This is a genomic window from Prevotella sp. E13-27, from assembly GCF_023217965.1.
GTDB lineage: Bacteria > Bacteroidota > Bacteroidia > Bacteroidales > Bacteroidaceae > Prevotella.
Genome location: NZ_JALPSC010000001.1, coordinates 313,341 through 333,278, shown reverse-complemented (window position 1 = coordinate 333,278; position 19,938 = coordinate 313,341). Strand labels below are relative to the sequence as shown.

Genomic DNA, 19,938 nt, shown 5'->3' with positions numbered 1-19,938 from the left:
ACAAGTATATAGTGAACAAAATTTGTAGCATATGAAAAAGATTCAATTCGTATTAGTTACCTCAGTAATGGCGCTTGTCGGTTGCACTGACCAACAGTTCCTGGATGATGCGTTAACAGCTGAAAGTAAACCAGAATTGTCAATGCCTGTAAAAACAATGGATGAAGCCTTGGAGACTGCTGTCGGAGAACTGTTGCAAGAGAAAATGACTGATCGCAGTTGTACCAAAGGTGTTGTGTGTGTTGTTGAATCAGCAACGGGTGCAATAAAAGCACATGTGTCTTTAGAAAGAAATGGCAAGCGATTCACTCCTACTGAAGATACATACAACGAAGAACAAAGTGTCATGATGGCAGGACCAACATGTCTCGCTTTATTGTCAACAGGACTATTCGTACCAGATGATGTTATTGACACAGGGTGTGGAATCTACAAGGATGTCAGGGACCACAATTGGTCTCGAGGCGGTTATGGCGAAATAACATTGGATGATGCATTGTGTTATCGTTCGCAAGTGGCCTTTGCTATAGCTAAGGAAATTGCTCAGGAGATGACAGGAGAAAGAATGGACGACAAGGTTGCAGAATATTTGGCTGATATGCCAAATAGTGCAATTGGGATGTTGACATTTTATAATGCGGTAGCTAATGGCGGACGAATGGTAAAGCTTGTAACAGAAGAAGGCGAAACCATCGTTGTTAATGATCAGATAGAGGACTACGACAAGATTAAGATGTTACAGGAAGGAATGGCAAATGCTGTCGCTCATGGCGTTTGTAGAAAAGCTGGGAGTGAGCATACAAAAGTAGCAGCTTGTTGTCGTACATTTCTGGTGAAAGGAAACAAACGACGCATGGAGATGTGCGGCTTTTTCCCTACGGACGAACCAAAGTATACCATTATGATTGTCCTGGAAAAGGATGGCTTGCCGGCAAGTGCAGGAACCATGTGCGGTTCAATCATGTCCGCTACTGTCGACTTGCTGGTTAAATTGTGACTCGTGAAATAGACGGAGGGCTGCGATGTACCTCTTCTTGTGGGCTCGATAAGACTGGGCATGACCGGCACCTTCTACAACCCAGATGCCTTTTTTGTCGTTCTTTGCTTCATAGAGGGGATGTACCATCCATGTGGGGACGAACGTGTCGGCATTGCCGTGAATGAACATCATGGGATAATGGCATTTCTTCACCTGCTTCAGTGCCGATGCCTCTTCAAAGCTCCAGCCGTAGCGTAGCTTGCAGAGTAGGCTCGTGGTGTACATCAAAGGGAACTCCGGCAGTCCGAACTGTTCCTTCAGCTGTCCTGAGAACTCGTCCCAAACGCTGGTGTAGCCACAGTCCTCTACGAAACGAAGGGACTTGATGTCTGTGGGCATCTGTTCGCCTGAAAGCATCATCGTGGTGGCGGCGCCCATAGATACGCCATGCACTACCATCGTGTCTGACTTGAAAATCTCCATCCAGTGTTTCACGTCCAGGCGGTCTTTCCATCCCATCTGTATTGCCTCGCCCTCGCTCTCGCCACATCCGTGGAGCTCAGGTAAAATAACGTTGTAGCCAAGCTCGTGCTCATAGATGCGTGCCAGCCAGAAATACTTGATGGCACAGTCGCGCCAGCCGTGAACAACTATTGCCGTACGCTTGCTGCCCCTATTGACAAAGAACGCATGATGGCGCTCACCTGAAGGCATCACTACAAACGTGTCGCGCAGGGCATTCTTCGTCTGTAGGCTGTCCACCCACTCTTTGCTCTCAGGATATTCTCTGAACTGCTGTCTGAAGCAAGAGTCTCTGTCCGTTCTGTTACTGTCGGGTGCCAGTGAGTAGTCGAGCATATAGAAGCTGCCGCCAATCATAGTCGCAATGATCAGCGTCACCACCACACCTAATATCCACAAGATTTTCTTCATCGTTATTCGTAATGTCGGATTCTCACGTCGATACCCTCACCCTGCAACTGTAAAGGAATATCCTTCACATCCGTCTGTCCATAGTGATAAGGGAACAGTACCTTGGGTTTGATGGTCTTGGCAGCGCGTAACAATTGTTCCACTGTCATTGTGTAAGGCTGGTTGCATGGCAGGAAGGCGATGTCAATATCCTTGAAAGATGCCATCTCAGGAATATCTTCCGTATCACCAGCGATATAGATACGTAGTCCGTCGAGCGTCAGGATATAACCATTGTCACGTCCTTTGGGATGAAACTGCAGATGGCCTTCCGTTGTGTTGTATGCAGGAACGGCTTCAACCTTTATGTCATCAAGGGCCTTGAACTGGCCGTTTGTCATAATGATGCCTGAGCCGTACATCTCAGCGCAACGCTGGTTCATTACCAGTTGTGTCTTGTCACCTGTCAGTACCTTCAGCGCTGCTGCATCATAATGGTCACCATGCTCATGGGTTACGAAGATATAGTCTGCCTTGGGCATTGCTGCATAATTGATAACCTTATCCCTTAACTTAGAAACAGGATCAATCTGAATCTCCTTGCCGTCATATTCTATCCTTATGCACGAATGCATCAGCGCGTGGAACTTCACCGTCTTACCGTTCTTCGTCTTGAACACATCCACCTCAAAATCCCCCTGGCCACAGGCTGTAGTCAGCCCCAGTAAAGCAAGCAAACATGTAATCACCTTTCTCATATCTCTATCATTTGTTATGGGTTTCCGCCGCAAACTTACATAATATTTTCTAAACCACAAAAACTCATGCTCTGAAATTTGGAATTAATGAAAATATGATATATCTTTGCGGCAGTATATCGTTTAACTAAAAGCTAAGATTATGAAAGTAGGAATTCCAAAAGAGATTAAGAACAATGAGAACCGCGTGGGCATGACACCTGCGGGAGTAGCAGAACTGGTTCGTCACGGACATGAATTCTTCACTCTTCACTACTTTCTTCTTCCCAATCTGAGAATTGGCTTTCACGTGAAAGGACGACACGCCCGTCGTATTCTTTGTCGGCGGTCTTAATGTAGTTGCTTCCAGAAAGCAGAGGGTTTGTTTTGATGCCGATGACTGTTGCCTTGGGTGATATATATGTTTTTCTGTTATTTTTCATGATGTTTATTTTATATAGATTTTCTTTCCGTTTTTGATATATAGTCCGTGTGATGGGTTAATTACTCGCTGCCCTGCCATGTTGTAATAGGAGTCTGTGGTTGGCGTGGAGCTGCTGACAGGCTTTATACCTGTCACATCATCCCAAAATGAGAAGGTTACTCGTCTTGCATTATTGCTTTGCGAAACAGGAACTTTAAGATAGGCTTTTCCTTTTGCAATTGTGGCAGGAGTGTTGTTGATGAGGTAAAAGCTTACGGAGGTATTGCCGTCATCTGCAGCCAGTACATATTTGTTGTAACCATCTTCCTTGCTTATAGTTGTCCCGTCACCTGCACGCAGTAGGTTTCCATTTACATCTTCGGCATCGTTTGTCGTGAGAACGGGAATGGTTTCAGCCTCTGTGCCTTTCAATAAGATGCCTGTACCAGCAGGTGCTTTCGTTACTTGTTGAAGATATACCTTGTCATTGTTTACATTTGTTGCGATATAAGCCTTAATGGAAGAATCGGTGAAATCAAGGGCGCAATCAGCAACAAATGTCTGATAGCCTAATGTTGCCGCAGGAACAGTGTAGGTCATGTCGATGTCTTCAGCAGTTGCTGATGCGATAAGATTATCTATGTTGCTGGTAATAGCATTGAGAGATATTGTCGCCGTAGCATTTGCTACAGGTTCCAGCACCCAGTTGTTGCCCTTGTCAAGGGGGTGGTCGGCGTATGCTTTCACCAGTTCCACATCGTTGATTTTCTGAGCATTAGCATGTTGGTTGGCTTCACCCAACATGAAGGTGACATCGGTAGTAGTATGACTGTTGAGATAGTCTTCCATGTATTCAGTGTTTATTGCGACTTTGACAGCAGCTGGCGTGGTTTTGGAAAGGGACCAGTTGCCAGTGGAAGGAGTAACGAAGTAGCCATCCTTATTATATATGTAGTAATATCCCTCTTGTCCGCTGACCGGCAGCAGTGAATACTCTCCTTTTTCACTATCAGTATTGGTGGTGAGCAGATATCCTTCGTTTGAAGGTTCGGACGCAAGGTAACGATAGCGGTTCGGGTTGTGATGTGTCAACCGATAGACAGCCTGCGGTGCGATGCCGAAAGTAGCCGTGTTCTCTCCAGCCTCCTCAATTGCCCATTTTGAACCGCTGCCATAGTTTTTCACATCACCGTCGTTGTTGTCGTTGGCGTAAGCATTGGCATAACCTTCCGCTGTGCTGCTGATGGTGAAGGCTTCTCCACTCTCGGTAATGGCTGTCTTGCCAAGAGTTTTAGCCGACCATGTCCATGCCGTTCCGTTGCTGCTATTACCGGAAGGTATCACATACTGTTGGCTTACAACATCGTAAAGGTAGAATTTACCTGTGGAATTCTCTACGCTGCGGATGATGAACTTTGCCGCTTCAGCCTCATTTGCCGTGCGGTGAATTGTAGTATTGCCAGTGGTGTCATATTTTGGCGATTGCCAGTAGAGTTTCGAGTAGCTTCCATGGTCATACCACTTGATGCGATAGACCTTCTGTTGGTCGAATGTGAGCGGTTCAACTTCTTCTTCAACGATTTCACCTTCCTGATTGCCGAAGTATTTCAGTGAGACGTTGTCCCATGCCACCCAGTTGGCTGTGGTTGTAGCAGCAACGTCAATGCCAATTTCCAATGTGCCTTCCTCAGCCATATTTATCTCCACCATAAATTCCTGTGGCGTGCCGTCTTTGGCAGTGGCGCAGGTAGTGCGCTCGCCGTTGGCGTAGAGGGTTACACCTGTCACGGCATCGTTACTATTTTGACGGGTGGCAATGACCTGTGCACGCAGACGATAGCGACCAGCAGGCATGTCGGGCAGTGTCTGGCTGGCACGGTTGGCATAGCCGAGGGCACTTGCCTGATTAACCCAGTATTCCATGAAGTTGCCGTCGAAACCTTCATGGCTGGCACCTTTGGTATTAGTTTTCCAGCCAGGAGTATTGTCGGCATCCTTGCGGGTGAGGGTCCATTCAGAGAGGTCCTCCATAGTAGCATTTGGAATTGTGATAGCGAGTCCGTTTGTGGGAGATGCATTGGCATACTTATAGGTGTTGAGCGCTGTGCTCAGGGCGGTCTGCTGTTCGGTGAGTGATGCTGTGTTATAGCATGTCACCATAGACTTCGCATTGTCAATGGCTGTCCTCAGGCCGGTTTTTCCTTCGGTCAGTGTCTCGTCGGCATAGAATGTCTCAGCTTCATCGATGACGTTCTGCAAGGCCGTTTGCGCAGCGTTGATAGCCGTCAGAGCAATTTTTTCCTCATTCAGCAGAGTCTCACCATTGTAGAAGCGTACGATGATGGCCTTGTATCCGGCACCGGCTGCAGCATCCTTAGTCATGTTGACGGTTTCATTGCCGTATGCAGCGAGTGCTGAGGTAGTGCCGTGGGCCAAGAGTGTAGTGCCATTAGGAGCATAGATGCGTACTGTTGTTGCTGTAGCAGCCAACTGTCCGTAGTTTGTCACACTAACTGTCTGTACTGTTCCATCGGCTGTAAAGGTTGGTGTAACAGCCGAGAGCAAAGCAGGTTTGTAATCGATGCCTGGCATCTTAGCATAGCCAAAGGCGATGCTGCCATCGTCCTTCAGTCCCAACATCTTCGGCGCCCATTCACCTTCGGTGATACCGCTCTGTCCTGTCACACCTGTGAAGGTGATGATGAGGTCGCTGGTACCGCTGTTTTCAGATGAACTGTAACTGAGACCATTGCCGAAGTTTACTTTGTTGTGTGCGCCGAACTTCAGCGAATTGAGGTTTAGGTCTGTACGTGGGTTGAAGCCGTCTTCTGCCTTTACGAGTACCCGGATGCTGGTAGTAGAAGAGGTGATAGGGGTATTGCCCTGCACCTCAAGCTGTAGTTGGCGCGTGATAGGCATGTTGATATTCTTCGATGAGTGGCTGTCGCCTGCCACGTCGCTTTGCTTCACGCAGTCTATTACGGCAAAATTCATGCGGATGGCGCGTCCTAATTCATCCTGATAGACGCGAGGACGTTCATATTTATGCCATTTTTCCACGGTTCCATCGCTGTGCTTGGCAAACGGATCTTGTCCGGTATATGCTTTTCCGCTCTCCATCACCCAGTGGAGCCCGTCCTTAGAGCGGTAGTAGTAGGCGTAGCGGGCTTTCCAGTCATTCACAATCATGTGATACTGCAGGTGGTCGCGCCAGATGACAGGGTCTTCAAGTGTGCCACGGTTTGTGACTGTGCTGTTTAGATATACCGAACTGGTGGAAATCTGGTGCCAAGGGTCGATCAGTCCGTCACGACTCACCCAGATGCCGCCGCCTCTGTCTATCATCACAAACGAGCCATCTTCACGCTTTGCAAATGAGCAGTTGCTGAGGCTCGTCTCACGGTTTTCGCCTGCAATGAGTGCACGGTCGCGCAAGTCGAATGTGTATTCACCTGTCTCCCACGCATCACCCAATGTAGTGGACTTGTAGTATCCCAGCGGTTCTATCTTATAGATGACGTAAGTGTCGCCTGTCTTGTAGATTTCGGGGTTATGACCTGTTCCCAAAGTACTAACGTAAGTGTAAGGTCCCCAGACGTTATCGCTGGTTACATGGTAAACCATCGACTTGCTGGACCACTGCATGTGACCGCAAGTAGCCGAGGGCCAGCCTGCTACGTACATGTGATATTTGCCATCGTTGCCCTTGATGATGTTGGCACCCCAGTATGAGCGTTCAGTGTCCTCGATGCCATTGTCCTTCAAGCGACCTAAAGTTCCTTCCCATGTGCCGGCATATTTAGGATTGGTCTCCTCGCCGGCCGTAGTACCCCAGTCACTTTCGGTAGCAGCAACACTGCCCTCCATTGGTAGTAATAAGTCCATGAACTGTCCACCAGTCTGCAATTCGGTGCTCTGCTCAGGCATTGCATCTTCAAATACAAGCGCTCCTGCCTTCTCTAACCACAGTTGGTGCATCATGTAATGACCTGCTGGTGAGGGATGTATTCCGTCCCATATCCAGTAGGCAGTGTTGGGTTGGTCGCTTGTCAGTTCTGCAAACAACTCGTCGTAGGGGATTAGGGTGCAACCGAGGCTAGTGGCAATCGTCCTTACTCGAGCGGCGAGGTTTGCCACCATCGTGCTGCGAGTTTCGTATTCGGACGAACGGCTGCCCACGAAAGGAGTGCCCAATGCAATCTGAACGAGGGGATTGTCCGCCTTCACCTTATTGATAAGTGCGCGGTATTGTGCCTCCCAGGCATCATAATTGAAGGCCGTTGCCTTGTCGCCCTTCAGCCATTGGTCAATGTCATTTGTTCCAATAAGTATAGAGAGTACGTCAGGACTGTTTGCTATGACATCCGTTTCCCAACGGCTTGCAAGGTTTGCAAGTGTGTTTCCAGATATACCTCGGTTAATGACCTCGTAGTTTACCTCCGGATAGACGGTCTGATACCATCCTGCGCATAGCATGGCATAGCCGTGACCCATGATATGATCAAGAGCTGTCAGGTCTCTTTGGTTGGTATTCAGTGCCGAGCCGCCTGCCAGTCCCCAGCCGGCATCAGTGATAGAGTCACCAATATAGAGTATGCGGCGTTTGCCTTTGCTGTCTTGTGTCTTTGCAGGACCAATGGTCTTTGGTGTCGTGTTACCAATGACATATCCATCTGCAACGCTAACCCATTTCTTGAACATCTCATACTGACCTGCTGCTGTGGGCAGAGTGCCGTCCCAGAAGAAGTTACCTGCTGTTGGTTCTACTTCTGCAATCTCGTTGAAAGGAACATAAACGGCACTGAATTCTGTAGCCAGAGCCTGCACCTTCGTAGCCAGTTGCATTAGCAAATCTTTTCGTGTAGTGTAGTTGCTTGCAATTGCTCCGCAGTAAGGAGCGCACAGTACCAACTTTACATTGGCATTGGCTGTACGTGCTGCAGTCAGCATTGTACGGTACTTTTCTTGCCAAGCGTCAAAGTTAAAACTTTCGCTCATGTCTGTACCTATATAGTTATCAATATCCTGACTACCAATGAGCACTGAGATAACGTCTGGATTCAGACTCAGAATGTTGTCTTGCCAACGTGCATATAGGTCATCGAGGGTGTTGCCTATGATGCCGCGGTTCTGAATGTTGATGCCCAGAGTAGGGTACTGGCTCTGATACCATGCTCCGCACAGGAACACGTATCCATCGCCCAAGTGGTGGTTCAAGTCACCGCGGTTACGCTCACTAACAGGTTTTGCAACCCCCTTACTGCGTCCCCAAGCTCCATCAGTAATACCATCTCCAGTAAATACTACTTTTACATCTGCGCAAACGCTGATAAGCATTGTCAGGAGCAACATAAATGTCATACTTAATCTTTTCATAGCTTTTATTCGTTGGTTTTGTAGTTTCTGATGCAAAAGTACGTGGTATCTTCGATGTTTTTACAACAAAAATGTTGTTTTTACCAATGTTTTTGTTCACTTTTGAAAAATAATCGTTATATTTGCGCCATGAAGAGAATGATTCTGACATGTGTATGCTTGTTTTTCGTGGTTTTTGTCTGCGATGCTCGTCATTATGACTTGACTATCCAGCGCATATCAACGTCAGACGGTCTTCCTACAAATGTCGTAAACCGAGTATGGCAGGATAGTATTGGTTATGTGTGGATAGAGACATCCAACGGTCTGTCGCGTTATGATGGTTATCGCATAACTCAGATAGACGACAGTGTAAGGCGTGTAAGTATCAGGTCAGAAGTATTGAAAACTCGTGATGCAGAATGGTTTAGAATGGGAAATGGAAGATTGGAACGCAGGGGTAGAAATGGAAGCCGACAATCTTGGCAGATGATTTCCCCGGAGGTAATTGCCTATACCCATAATGATCATTTTCACGTGGCAGATGTTGATGCTCAGACTGAGGCGGTTTCCACCTATGGCAATGGTTTGTATCTGTATGATAAACTTACAGGTGAACTGTCACATGTTGGTGGTGAGATGACAGATTTTCCTTATCTTACGTATCTTTTTGTAGATAGAACTGGTGGAATATGGTTGGCGGCAGACAATCATGGCGTTGTTTGCGTAAGGAAGAATATGCTGAACTACAGGCACCAGCTTTTGGTAGCTAACTCTCCTATATATGACAGTAATCATGTAAGGAGTATCGGTGCTATAGGTGAAAGCCGTTTGCTTATTGGTAATCAGATGGGTGAGCTATACGAATATGATACTCAGAGTCATATTGTTAAATATGTTGGACGTACACCTAATAGAGTGTACTCTATTCTAAAAGATAGTCGGGGACGTCTGTGGAAAGGTACTCGTGGTGGAGGCTTATGGGTTGATGATAGACACGTTGAAGGTTTGCCATCATCTCATATATACAGAATACGGGAAGATGCTCACGGCAATATATGGGTTGCTATGCTCCAAGGCGGTGTATCAAGAGTTGCTGCGGATGGAGTAAAGACCATGTTGAAAGGAAAGAATTGCCACGATATCATACAAGACAAAGAAGGTCGATGGTGGATTGCCGCTGAAGATTCTATCTACGTGTTTGAGAATAATGGTCAGAAGAGTGGGGCACATGGTGTGCAAGAAGGCTTCTTTGTCTGTCTCTTTAGAGATGCTGATGGAAATATTTGGGCTGGAAGTATCGGTAGGGGGTTGTTCAAATGCAGATTTTCTGGAGGAAAAATGACAACGAAAACATACACTATGAGCAATGGACTTCCCAATAATAACATATATTGTATAATGGGAGATAAGAAGGGTAATATTTGGACGGGCACAGAAGATGGTTTGTTGTCCTTTAATCCCAAGTCTGGTGACATGCGTAGTCATTGGTTTTCATCAAGTTTGTTGACGAATGTTTTTGACGAACGTGCTGCAGTATGTATGTCTAACGGTTTGCTGATACTTGGAACACACGATGGAATCATAGAAATTGAACCAGAGATAAATGCTGCGAATAGCATTTTTCCTCAGACTTCTATTACAGCCCTGATGGTTAATGGCTGTGATGCAACATTAGAGAAGAAAGATTTTTCTTATAGAGAACATAACTTAATCTTCTATTTCTCTAATTTCCAGTATTCCACGCTTTCCAGTGTACTTTATCAATACTACCTTGAGGGTCTTGATTCGGGATGGTGTTCGCCTACAAAAGATCACGCTGCTGTTTATCGCAATTTGCCTCCGGGACGATATGTCTTCCGTGTACGCTCCAACAACGGCATGGGACAATGGGGAGAAGAGACGAAATATGAATTTACAATTCTTCTGCCTTGGTGGAATTCTTGGTGGGCTTGGGCATTTTATATATTGACGTTTGCACTTGTTTTTACGGCTGTGTTGCGAATCATGCGCCTTAGTAGGCAGATTGATGTAGAGCGCAGGGTGTCAGCCTTTCAGAAAGATTTCTATGACCGTATAGAGCATGAATTGCGTAATCCTGTCAATGTGCTTTTGGGAGCATCAGAGAATGTGCAGGTCGGTGGAACTTCTAAGACAACAGTGCAGAGCCTCCGCCGTGGCTCAAAACGTATGCTTGGATTAATGGATATGATACGCCAATTCCACAAGTTGAATGATATAGAGATGCAGTTAAAGGCTGAAACAGATGCAATGAATAAAGAAACAGAGCAACGCTTTCGGCAGATAGTGTCTGGCATTCATGCAGAAGAGGCAGAATATCGTGAAATGGCTCCACCACCAATAAACAATCTAACATTGTTAATCATAGAGGATGACGAAGACAACCTGACTCATCTCACGGACATCCTCAACTCTTATTTCCATATTATTGGTAATAGTCAGTTAGAAGAGTGCGAAGTGTTGGTTGCTACGCATCAGCCTTCATTGGTAATAATTGATATATCGGGCAATGAAAAGAACGGATGCGATGTAACGCGTAGTCTGCATGAAACCTCTCCATCCCTTCCTATTATCCATTTATCTTCCTATAGTGATGACGCCCATCAACTGCGGAGCTTACGTTCGGGCGCTACAGACTATATTGTAAAGCCGTTCAGTGGAAAGGTGCTGTTAGAACGTGTTCGGAAAGCCTTAGAGCCACCTCTTGTCACTGCACAAGAGGTGGGAGCAGAAAAGAAAGAAATCCTTACGGATGTAAAGGATAAAAAGTTCCTTGATCTAATGAATGCCACTTTGACCGCTCATATAGGGAAAGAAAACTTCTCCGTTGAGCAGTGGGCAACGTTGATGAATCTTGGAAGGACTCAGTTTTACAAGAGGGTGAAGGATCTAACAGGTCAGACCCCTGTTCAGCATCTGCATAATGCTCGTCTGGAATATGCCGCTCGTCTGCTGCGCGAGACAGATGCCACCATTGAAGAGGTGATGCTGAAATCAGGGTATCGTAATCCTACCCATTTTTATAATTCCTTCAAAAAGAAGTTTGGTATATCCCCAAAGGTCTTTCGCAGCAGGGTTGAGAGTGGGAAGTGAAGAATTTCTTGTCGATAACACCCCTTTTGTGACGCAGGGACAGTACATCGACACCAAAGAATTTTGAGCTTTTTCGAGAGTGAGTATCTTCTTGCGTCCCGTTGGTTGCAAGCGTCACCCTTCGGGATGCCGAGCGCGGCGAAGCCAATGTGCGAATAAACGAGAGAAGAGGGTGTGTCAAAACACAAGATTTAATTAACCACAACGGATTTCGCGGATTTTACGGATTTAAGCCCTACTGATAATCAGTAACTTAGAAAATCCGTTTAATCCGCATTCTATGTTAAATTCCTAATATTTTTTCTGTTTTAACTATATTTTTAACACTCCCGACTTCATGCAGCCTCAAGCGCTGCATGATAGTCATAATCTGGGTTGTATTTTTCTCCATTCCTTACCATAGCCGTAATGACATGTAATAGTTTGTTCTTTACGTTATTCACGGCAACGGGCTTCTTCTTGCCAACTTCGACAAGCCTATGGTAGTATATGGCCATCTGAGGACAAAAGTGGATGGATGCCAATGCAGCCTGTGTGAGCAGTGCCTTGATGAGCTTGTTTGCAAATGGGCTTACATGTGGCGGCGTGTTTACACTTGTGCCAGACTGTCGGCCAAAGGGTGCTACTCCGTAGTAGCAGGCTATCTTTCGAGAATCGAAGTCAAAGCGGCTGAAGTTGTCTGTATAGACCATCAGGCAAACGGCGTTCTGTGTGCCTACTCCAGGAACAGAAGTGATGATCTCGAAGTTCCTGCGCAGCTCCTCATCCTCACTTATAATCTTTTCTATTCTCATATCGCATTCTGCTATTTTCTTGTTAAACTCACTGATGAGATGTTTGCTGCTCATAGCCATGAAACGGCTGATGTCGGACTTCTCCTGTGTCTGTTTCTTCTCACCCTTGCGCACTGTCATGCTCGCCTTTAGTTTGACCAGATTATGCCTATAGAGAAATACTTCACGAAGACGCTCCAGATTCTTGTCCAGAGGCTTGTACAGGCGCATCTGGTCGTAGTTGCGCATGGCATACTCTGCAATAATGCCTGCATCGGCCTTGTCGCTTTTCGTACGCTGCAGGGCAGAGCTGCGCTTGATGCTCAGGGCATTTTCCAACCACATGTCATAACCACTTCCGTAGAGATAGTTGCATAGTGCCCTGCTGTAACCGCCAGTGTTCTCTCCGCAGAACAGCCAGAGTCCAGTGTCCTGCTCGTCCACAACGGACTTCACCCATCTAAGCAGGCGACGGAAACCACTCACCTTATTGTCAAACACCTCGTGCTGTCTCTCTGCACGTTCCTCGACTCCCTCGGCCTTTATGACCGTTGCATCAAACTTTTCTTTGGAGAAATCGATGCCGATAAAGATTTTTTTCATACCTTTGTATCGTTTTATAGGAATCGGCATAGTTGCATTGACTCTACACTCTAAATAGGCTCGAAGCCGTTATCATTCTATCAGAGCTTGCAACGTGGCTGGGAGGACTGATACAGATCATGGGCTTGTCCCTGTGAAATCCAGAGTTTCCCTCTCCAGCAGGCCGGTTCCTCCTTCTTACAACAAAGGTAGGGAACCTGACCTTACTAAGCAAGATTTATACAATATTTTTCTTAGACGCTGCAAACTTAGAGTGAAATCCGTTGTGGTTAATTATGACACGTCCTCTTCCGAGTGAAAGTATCCGTCACAAAATGTAGTTCTGACTATTTAGTGATTCATTACCGACAGTTTCTTAATCCGATTCAGATTAAGCTGAAAACCAAACTCGTCGAGTTTGGCGACCAAAGTCGACGAGTTTGGTCACCAAAGTCGTCGACTTTGTAAAATAGTACAGTCAGAACTGTACTGCACCAGTGTTTAAGCTATGGTATAGTTTAATAAGAATTGCAACATGTTTGACAAGAATCTTCAAAAATAAGGCTGATGTTTTGCAGATTTGCAGGTCTTGCAAAAAAATCCCTCATCCCTCCCATCACCGCTTGTATCGCCTTTGTATAAAGGGTTTGAGCACGGGAGGGATTTTTTTCATCCCTCCCATATCTCCATGATGCCTTCAAAGATGATGTTCCTCCTGTTTTTTAGATTGTGATAACAATCGATGTTTTTGCTCACTTCAGTATGTGATGTCTCTGAAGAGACAAAGATGCGATGCGGATATTTTTATCTGGGTGCTTGCACACAAGGAAAAATATTCACCTCGTATCTTGTAAGGACTGAAAGTCCGACACATACTTAAGTGAGGGTATTTAAGGTTTTTGTCCTTTTGGGAGGAATGGGGGTGGAGATGACGGGAGGGATGAAGGGAGAGATGAAAATCGAAGAATCCCTTTATTTAAAGGGCTCAGCACCATCCGACGGGAGGGATGGGGCACTTTTCGTTTATAGTCAACAAAAATCAGGAAACGTCACTTTCAAAATATTCCCTTACTGGGAGCTCAGTGTTCCCCTTTTGGGAACCGACAGCGAATAACACAAAATGGGCACAAAATGGGGACGGTTCCGATTTATCCCATTCTTGTTTGTGATTGCGGTTTTTTTGATTACACCGCAAAATTACGGAACAAACAAGGCGCAAAGATTTTTTTGTTTGATTAAACAAGTGAACGCATGAGTTCAGCAGACAAGTGAAATACGGGGTGTTATTCCCGTAAAACACAAGAAATTATCGCTATCGTTGAGGCTTTATTGATTATTTTCGTACCTTTGCAGCAAATTTTCAACTAATACGTTTTTTTTGATTATGAAAGCAAAAAGGATTATCCTTTGGGTTGTCGGCATCTGGCTCGCAGTATCTTTAGTCTTTGCTGTGGTGTCTGCGATAACAGACTCCCAGCAAGAACCTGTCGCTGAGCCTCAACAAGTTCAAGAGCAAGTACAGGAAGTTGTGGACGTACAAGGCGACTCCTTGCTGCTCATGCGCTGCAAGTCATTGTATGACGAACTGATGGAACTGAAAGGGCGCTACACCTTCAAGCATTACGGCTTCTCGGAAGAGAGTCCTCACAAAGACTGGCTGAAGAAGGTGCAGAAGTTCACTCCGGAAGAAAGCCGGAGGCTTATGCGTGCCTATGGCATGGTACCAGGCGATATCGAAATGCTGGGAATGGAGTATGTGGAATCAAAGTGTGAGGAAACGGACTTCACCAAGAGCAAGAGAAAGGAGCTGGATGAATTGTTCGCCAATCCTGTGCGAAGGAATGCGGAATAGCATCGACACATAAAGAAACGATTGGCCACCTGTTTGCTGATGGTCACTCGCTTCTTTTTTACTGGACTACCTGTTTCGCCATTCGGTCGATAATCTTGAAAAATTGGGGATTCTTTTTATGTAAAAATTTGATTTATAAAGGTGGCCGATTGACATATTTTGGCCAATAATTGATAAATTGTTTCTTGAAAATTTGGAACTTTCAGAAACATTTCCTACCTTTGCATCGTCAGGATGTCGTCAGAGGGCGCGAAAATTTGTTTTCATAGCAATAATTCAAGCTGGACCTTTCTGACCCCCATATGAGGACATAGCCCACAAGGTTATGTCCTCAGTTTTTCTATTACTTCATTCATGACGCAGGGACAGGTACATCGACACCTCAATCGAAAGATAGAGAAAGTATAATTGTAGCAAAAAAGACAGCAGAAGACAGCAGGGACAAATGGCAGAGGGACTGGTCGCTGACATCTCTAACGGAGCCTCAGGGAGCAGAGTGCACACCGGAACCGACCCTCTTGTGTCATGGAAATGTGCGGTTCAATCATGTTCAGTACTATCGTCTTGCTGGTTAAATTGTGACTCGTGGAATAGGCGGAGGGCTGCGATGTACCTCTTCTTGTGGACTCGATAAGACTGGGCGTGACCGGCACCTTCTACAACCCAGATGCCTTTTTTGTCGTTCTTCGCTTTATAGAGGGGATGTACCATCCATGTGGGGACGAACGTGTCGGCATTGCCGTGAATGAACATCATGGGATAATGGCATTTCTTCACCTGCTTCAGTGCCGATGCCTCTTCAAAGCTCCAGCCGTAGCGTAGCTTGCAGAGTAGGCTCGTGGTGTACATCAAAGGGAACTCCGGCAGTCCGAACTGTTCCTTCAGCTGTCCTGAGAACTCGTCCCAAACGCTGGTGTAGCCACAGTCCTCTACGAAACGAAGGGACTTGATGTCTGTGGGCATCTCTTCGCCTGAAAGCATCATTGTGGTGGCGGCGCCCATAGATACGCCATGCACTACCATCGTGTCTGACTTGAAAATCTCCATCCAGTGTTTCACGTCCAGGCGGTCTTTCCATCCCATCTGAATCGCCTCACCCTCGCTCTCGCCACATCCGTGGAGCTCAGGTAAAATAACGTTGTAGCCAAGCTCGTGCTCATAGATGCGTGCCAGCCAGAAATACTTGATGGCACAGTCGCGCCAGCCGTGAACAACTATTGCCGTACGCTTGCTGCCCCTATTGACAAAGAACGCATGATGGCGCTCGCCTGAAGGCATCACTACAAACGTGTCGCGCAGGGCATTCTTCGTCTGTAGGCTGTCCACCCACTCTTTGCTCTCAGGATATTCTCTGAACTGCTGTCTGAAGCAAGAGTCTCTGTCCGTTCTGTTACTGTCGGGTGCCAGTGAGTAGTCGAGCATATAGAAGCTGTCGCCAATCACCGTCACAATGATTAGCGTGACCACCGCACATAATATCCACAAGATTTTCTTCATCGTTATTCTTTTTAATTATGCTGCAAAAATAGTAATTATTTTTCGAATGAAAAAACATACGTATTTGTTTTGTTCTTAAATAGACTTTTCGTAAATTTGCGGCATAAATAGCAAATAACTATTGTTTAACTAAAAGCTAAGATTATGAAAGTAGGAATTCCAAAAGAGATTAAGAACAATGAGAACCGCGTGGGCATGACACCTGCGGGAGTGGCAGAACTGGTTCGTCACGGACATGAAGTGAGCGTGCAGCACACGGCAGGAGAGGGTAGCGGGTTCTCTGATGATGACTATGTGAAGGCGGGTGCCCGCATACTGCCAACAATAGAGGCGGTGTATCGCGAGTGCGACATGATTGTAAAGGTGAAGGAGCCCATAGAACCGGAGTATGAGCTGGTGCGCAAGGGACAGCTGCTCTTTACTTATTTCCATTTCGCATGTGAGAAAGAGCTGACTGATGCCATGTTGAAGAGTGGAGCGGTGTGTCTGGCATATGAAACGGTACAGCTGCCTAATGGTTCACTGCCATTGCTGCAGCCCATGAGTGAGGTGGCAGGACGCATGGCCACGCTGAATGGTGCCTACTATCTGCAGAAGACGAAAGGTGGCAAGGGCAAGCTCATAAGTGGAGTGCCTGGAGTTAGTCCAGCTAAGGTATTGGTGCTGGGTGGAGGCGTTGTTGGTGAGGCTGCCGCACGCATGGCTGCAGGTCTTGGTGCTGACGTCACGATAACGGACATTTCTCTGCCTCGTCTGCGTCAGCTTGATATTGAGACACCTGCTAACGTGCATACTCTCTACTCGTCTGAGCATAATATACGCCAGATGTTGCCAACGGTAGATATTGTCGTTGGCAGTGTGTTGGTGCCTGGCGACAAGACGCCACACCTTATTACAAGGGATATGCTGTCGCTGATGGAGCCGGGAACGGTGCTGGTAGATGTGGCTATCGACCAGGGAGGATGTTTCGAGACGTCGCATCCAACGACACATAGCGATCCTGTTTATACAGAACAGGGCATCGTGCACTATTGCGTGGCAAATATTCCTGGGGCTGTTCCTAATACCTCAACGCTGGCACTTACAAATGCAACGCTTCGCTATGCCATAGCACTGGCAGACAAGGGGTGGCAAAAGGCATGCAAGGAAGATAGTGCCTTGGCAAAGGGACTGAACATTGTGGAAGGACACGTTGTTTACAAGGCCGTAGCCGATGTGTTCGGGCTTCCATACACTCCTTTTGAGTAATATATGCAGGGTCTTTTGTTGCGTTAGACAAAATGATTGATTAGCCCGCTCTGATATTTCCTGCCCCATCCTTCGGCTCGGAAGGGTGGGGCAGGTGCGCATGAATGAAAAGAAAAACAAGCTTTTCTTTTGCATTTCACTCGTTTATTCGTACCTTTGCACCCAATTATTCGAATAATACATATTTTTTATTATGGCACAAGAAGACGTTTTTAAGAAAATTGTGTCGCATTGCAAGGAGTATGGATTCGTATTTCCTTCAAGCGATATCTATGATGGACTGGGCGCAGTTTATGACTACGGACAGAACGGTGTTGAACTGAAAAATAACATTAAGCAGTATTGGTGGAAAGCTATGACGATGCTTCACGAGAACATCGTGGGTATAGACTCTGCCATCTTCATGCACCCCACAATATGGAAGGCGAGCGGACACGTGGATGCTTTCAATGATCCCCTCATTGACAACCGTGACTCAAAGAAGCGCTATCGCGCCGACGTTCTCATTGAGGATCAGATAGCAAAGTATGACGATAAGATCCAGAAAGAGGTGGAGAAGGCTCGTAAGCGCTTCGGTGACTCTTTCGACGAGGCAAAATATCTCGAGACAAGTGAGCGCGTGAAGGAGACAAAGGCGAAGCGTGACGCACTGCATGCACGCTATGCTGCTGCCATGCAGGGACCAGACCTTGAAGAGCTGAAGCAGATCATATTGGACGAGGGGATTGTTTGTCCTATCAGCGGCACAAAGAACTGGACCGACGTGCGTCAGTTCAATCTGATGTTCTCTACAGAGATGGGCGCTTCTGCCGATGGCTCAATGAAGGTATATCTGCGTCCTGAGACCGCTCAGGGTATCTTCGTGAACTATCTGAACGTACAGAAGACCGGTCGCATGAAGATTCCTTTCGGTATCGCACAGATTGGTAAGGCTTTCCGTAATGAGATTGTTGCACGCCAGTTCATCTTCCGTATGCGTGAGTTTGAGCAGATGGAGATGCAGTTCTTCGTAGCTCCAGGCACTGAGCTGGAGTGGTTCCCGAAGTGGAAGGAGACACGTATGAAGTGGCATCAGGCACTGGGCTTCGGAGCAGAGAACTATCGTTTCCACGACCACGACAAGCTGGCTCACTATGCTAACGCTGCTACTGACATTGAGTTCAAGATGCCGTTTGGATTCAAGGAGGTGGAGGGTATCCACTCTCGTACAAACTTTGACCTCTCACAGCATGAGAAGTACAGTGGCAAGTCAATCAAATACTTCGATCCACAGACTAACGAGAGCTATACTCCGTATGTCATTGAGACATCTATCGGTGTGGACCGTATGTTCCTCTCTGTCATGTGTCATGCTTACTGCGAGGAGAAGCTCGAGAATGGCGAGACACGTGTTGTGCTGAGACTGCCTGCTGCACTGGCTCCAGTGAAACTGGCTGTCATGCCTCTGGTGAAGAAAGACGGACTGCCCGAGAAGGCCCGTGAGATTATTGACAACCTGAAGTTCCACTTCAACTGCCAGTACGACGAGAAGGATTCTATAGGTAAGCGCTATCGTCGTCAGGATGCCATCGGTACTCCTTACTGCGTAACAGTGGACCACGACACACTGAACGACGGTTGTGTTACACTGCGTTTCCGTGACACCATGGAACAGGAGCGTGTGAAGATCAGTGACCTGGCTTCAATCATTGAAGACAAGGTGAGCATCGTTTCACTGCTGAAGAAACTTCAATAAGAAAAAACTCGCATCCAGCCCCTCCCTGTAATGGATGGTGGAATTTATTTGAATTATGAAACAGAAGATTATAACTCAACTGAAAACAATAGTCTATATACTCCTGCCCCTTATAGGGGGAGGCTGGGTCGGAGTCTCCTGTAGCGAGGAGAACAACGAGGTCAACGAGTATGAGAACTGGCAACAGCGCAATGATGCCTTCTTCGCATCGCTCGAGGACTCGTTGACTAACGGTAGCGGTACTTGGGTGAAGATTAAGAGCTACTCAAAGACCCCAGAAGGAGGCAAGAATACTGAGTATATCTATGTCAAGAAGCTCGAAGACCACAAAGCTACTGAGACAGAGAGCCCTTTGTATAATGACTCCGTGAGAGTGAGCTATCAGGGACGACTTATGCCTACGAAGCAGCCTCTTAACGGTACTGGCTTCGAGGACGGGAAAGTCTTTGACAGCACTGTCTATGGCAAATACAATGTGAAGACCAATGCCACCACTCGCTTTAAGGGGTCGAGTTTGGTTTCTGGCTTCATTACTGCTCTGCTTAACATGCGCAGAGGAGACACGTGGCTCGTCTATATCCCATATGACCTTGCATATGGCTCTTCGGCTTCGGGCAGCAATATCCCTGCCTATAGCACCCTGATTTTCAAGATGACACTCTACGACTTTGCTGCTGAGGGTAAGGCTCTTGCCGACATGTGACCTTGGCAGTGTCGTGTGGTGCCAGCA

The 19,938-nt window shown here is 46.7% G+C and carries 12 protein-coding genes and 1 pseudogene; 8 read left to right on the top strand and 5 right to left on the bottom strand.

Annotated features, from left to right (window positions below; genetic code table 11):
* Positions 1 to 31: 31 nt before the first annotated feature.
* Positions 32 to 997, top strand: coding sequence for a hypothetical protein (locus tag M1L52_RS01425; RefSeq protein ID WP_248613039.1), 966 nt, complete (start codon positions 32 to 34; stop codon positions 995 to 997).
* Here M1L52_RS01425 and M1L52_RS01420 read toward each other — a convergent pair.
* Complete coding sequence (locus M1L52_RS01420; RefSeq protein WP_248613038.1) at positions 956 to 1,912, bottom strand: alpha/beta hydrolase; 957 nt, start codon at positions 1,910 to 1,912, stop codon at positions 956 to 958. The genes M1L52_RS01425 and M1L52_RS01420 overlap by 42 nt on opposite strands.
* A gap of 2 nt (positions 1,913 to 1,914) precedes the next feature.
* Positions 1,915 to 2,649 (bottom strand): MBL fold metallo-hydrolase, encoded by a 735-nt coding sequence (locus M1L52_RS01415; protein ID WP_248613037.1) that lies wholly within the window; start codon positions 2,647 to 2,649, stop codon positions 1,915 to 1,917.
* Positions 2,650 to 2,791: 142 nt separating this feature from the next.
* Here M1L52_RS01415 and M1L52_RS01410 point away from each other — a divergent pair.
* Positions 2,792 to 2,902, top strand: a pseudogene (locus M1L52_RS01410) (alanine dehydrogenase); the annotation flags it as partial.
* Between the two features lie 174 nt (positions 2,903 to 3,076).
* On the opposite strand, the gene M1L52_RS01405 reads toward M1L52_RS01410, so the two are convergent.
* Positions 3,077 to 8,428, bottom strand: a complete 5,352-nt coding sequence (locus M1L52_RS01405) for a GDSL-type esterase/lipase family protein (protein ID WP_248613036.1) — start codon at positions 8,426 to 8,428, stop codon at positions 3,077 to 3,079.
* A gap of 129 nt (positions 8,429 to 8,557) precedes the next feature.
* Between M1L52_RS01405 and M1L52_RS01400 the strand changes: the two genes are divergently transcribed.
* Positions 8,558 to 11,521 (top strand): two-component regulator propeller domain-containing protein, encoded by a 2,964-nt coding sequence (locus tag M1L52_RS01400; protein ID WP_248613035.1) that lies wholly within the window; start codon positions 8,558 to 8,560, stop codon positions 11,519 to 11,521.
* A gap of 335 nt (positions 11,522 to 11,856) precedes the next feature.
* Here the strand turns inward: M1L52_RS01400 and M1L52_RS01395 are convergent, their stop codons facing one another.
* On the bottom strand, positions 11,857 to 12,897 hold the full coding sequence (locus tag M1L52_RS01395; RefSeq protein ID WP_248613034.1) for an IS110 family transposase: 1,041 nt from the start codon (positions 12,895 to 12,897) through the stop codon (positions 11,857 to 11,859).
* Between the two features lie 859 nt (positions 12,898 to 13,756).
* Here M1L52_RS01395 and M1L52_RS01390 point away from each other — a divergent pair.
* Together M1L52_RS01390 and M1L52_RS01385 are read left to right on the top strand one after the other, a co-directional pair.
* Positions 13,757 to 13,990, top strand: a complete 234-nt coding sequence (locus M1L52_RS01390; protein WP_248613033.1) for a hypothetical protein — start codon at positions 13,757 to 13,759, stop codon at positions 13,988 to 13,990.
* A gap of 270 nt (positions 13,991 to 14,260) precedes the next feature.
* The gene (locus M1L52_RS01385; RefSeq protein WP_248613032.1) at positions 14,261 to 14,728 is read left to right on the top strand and encodes a hypothetical protein; all 468 of its coding nucleotides are present in this window, start codon (positions 14,261 to 14,263) and stop codon (positions 14,726 to 14,728) included.
* A gap of 540 nt (positions 14,729 to 15,268) precedes the next feature.
* Here the strand turns inward: M1L52_RS01385 and M1L52_RS01380 are convergent.
* Positions 15,269 to 16,225, bottom strand: a complete 957-nt coding sequence (locus tag M1L52_RS01380) for an alpha/beta hydrolase (RefSeq protein WP_248613031.1) — start codon at positions 16,223 to 16,225, stop codon at positions 15,269 to 15,271.
* A 144-nt stretch (positions 16,226 to 16,369) separates the two neighbouring features.
* Here M1L52_RS01380 and ald point away from each other — a divergent pair, with 144 nt between their 5' ends.
* The 3 genes from ald to M1L52_RS01365 all read left to right on the top strand — a co-directional run bounded on the left by ald (position 16,370) and on the right by M1L52_RS01365 (position 19,911).
* On the top strand, positions 16,370 to 17,473 hold the full coding sequence (gene ald, locus M1L52_RS01375) for an alanine dehydrogenase (RefSeq protein ID WP_248613030.1): 1,104 nt from the start codon (positions 16,370 to 16,372) through the stop codon (positions 17,471 to 17,473).
* Between the two features lie 193 nt (positions 17,474 to 17,666).
* Positions 17,667 to 19,208, top strand: a complete 1,542-nt coding sequence (locus M1L52_RS01370) for a glycine--tRNA ligase (protein WP_248613029.1) — start codon at positions 17,667 to 17,669, stop codon at positions 19,206 to 19,208.
* Positions 19,209 to 19,263: 55 nt separating this feature from the next.
* Complete coding sequence (locus M1L52_RS01365) at positions 19,264 to 19,911, top strand: FKBP-type peptidyl-prolyl cis-trans isomerase (protein ID WP_248613028.1); 648 nt, start codon at positions 19,264 to 19,266, stop codon at positions 19,909 to 19,911.
* Positions 19,912 to 19,938: the final 27 nt, after the last annotated feature.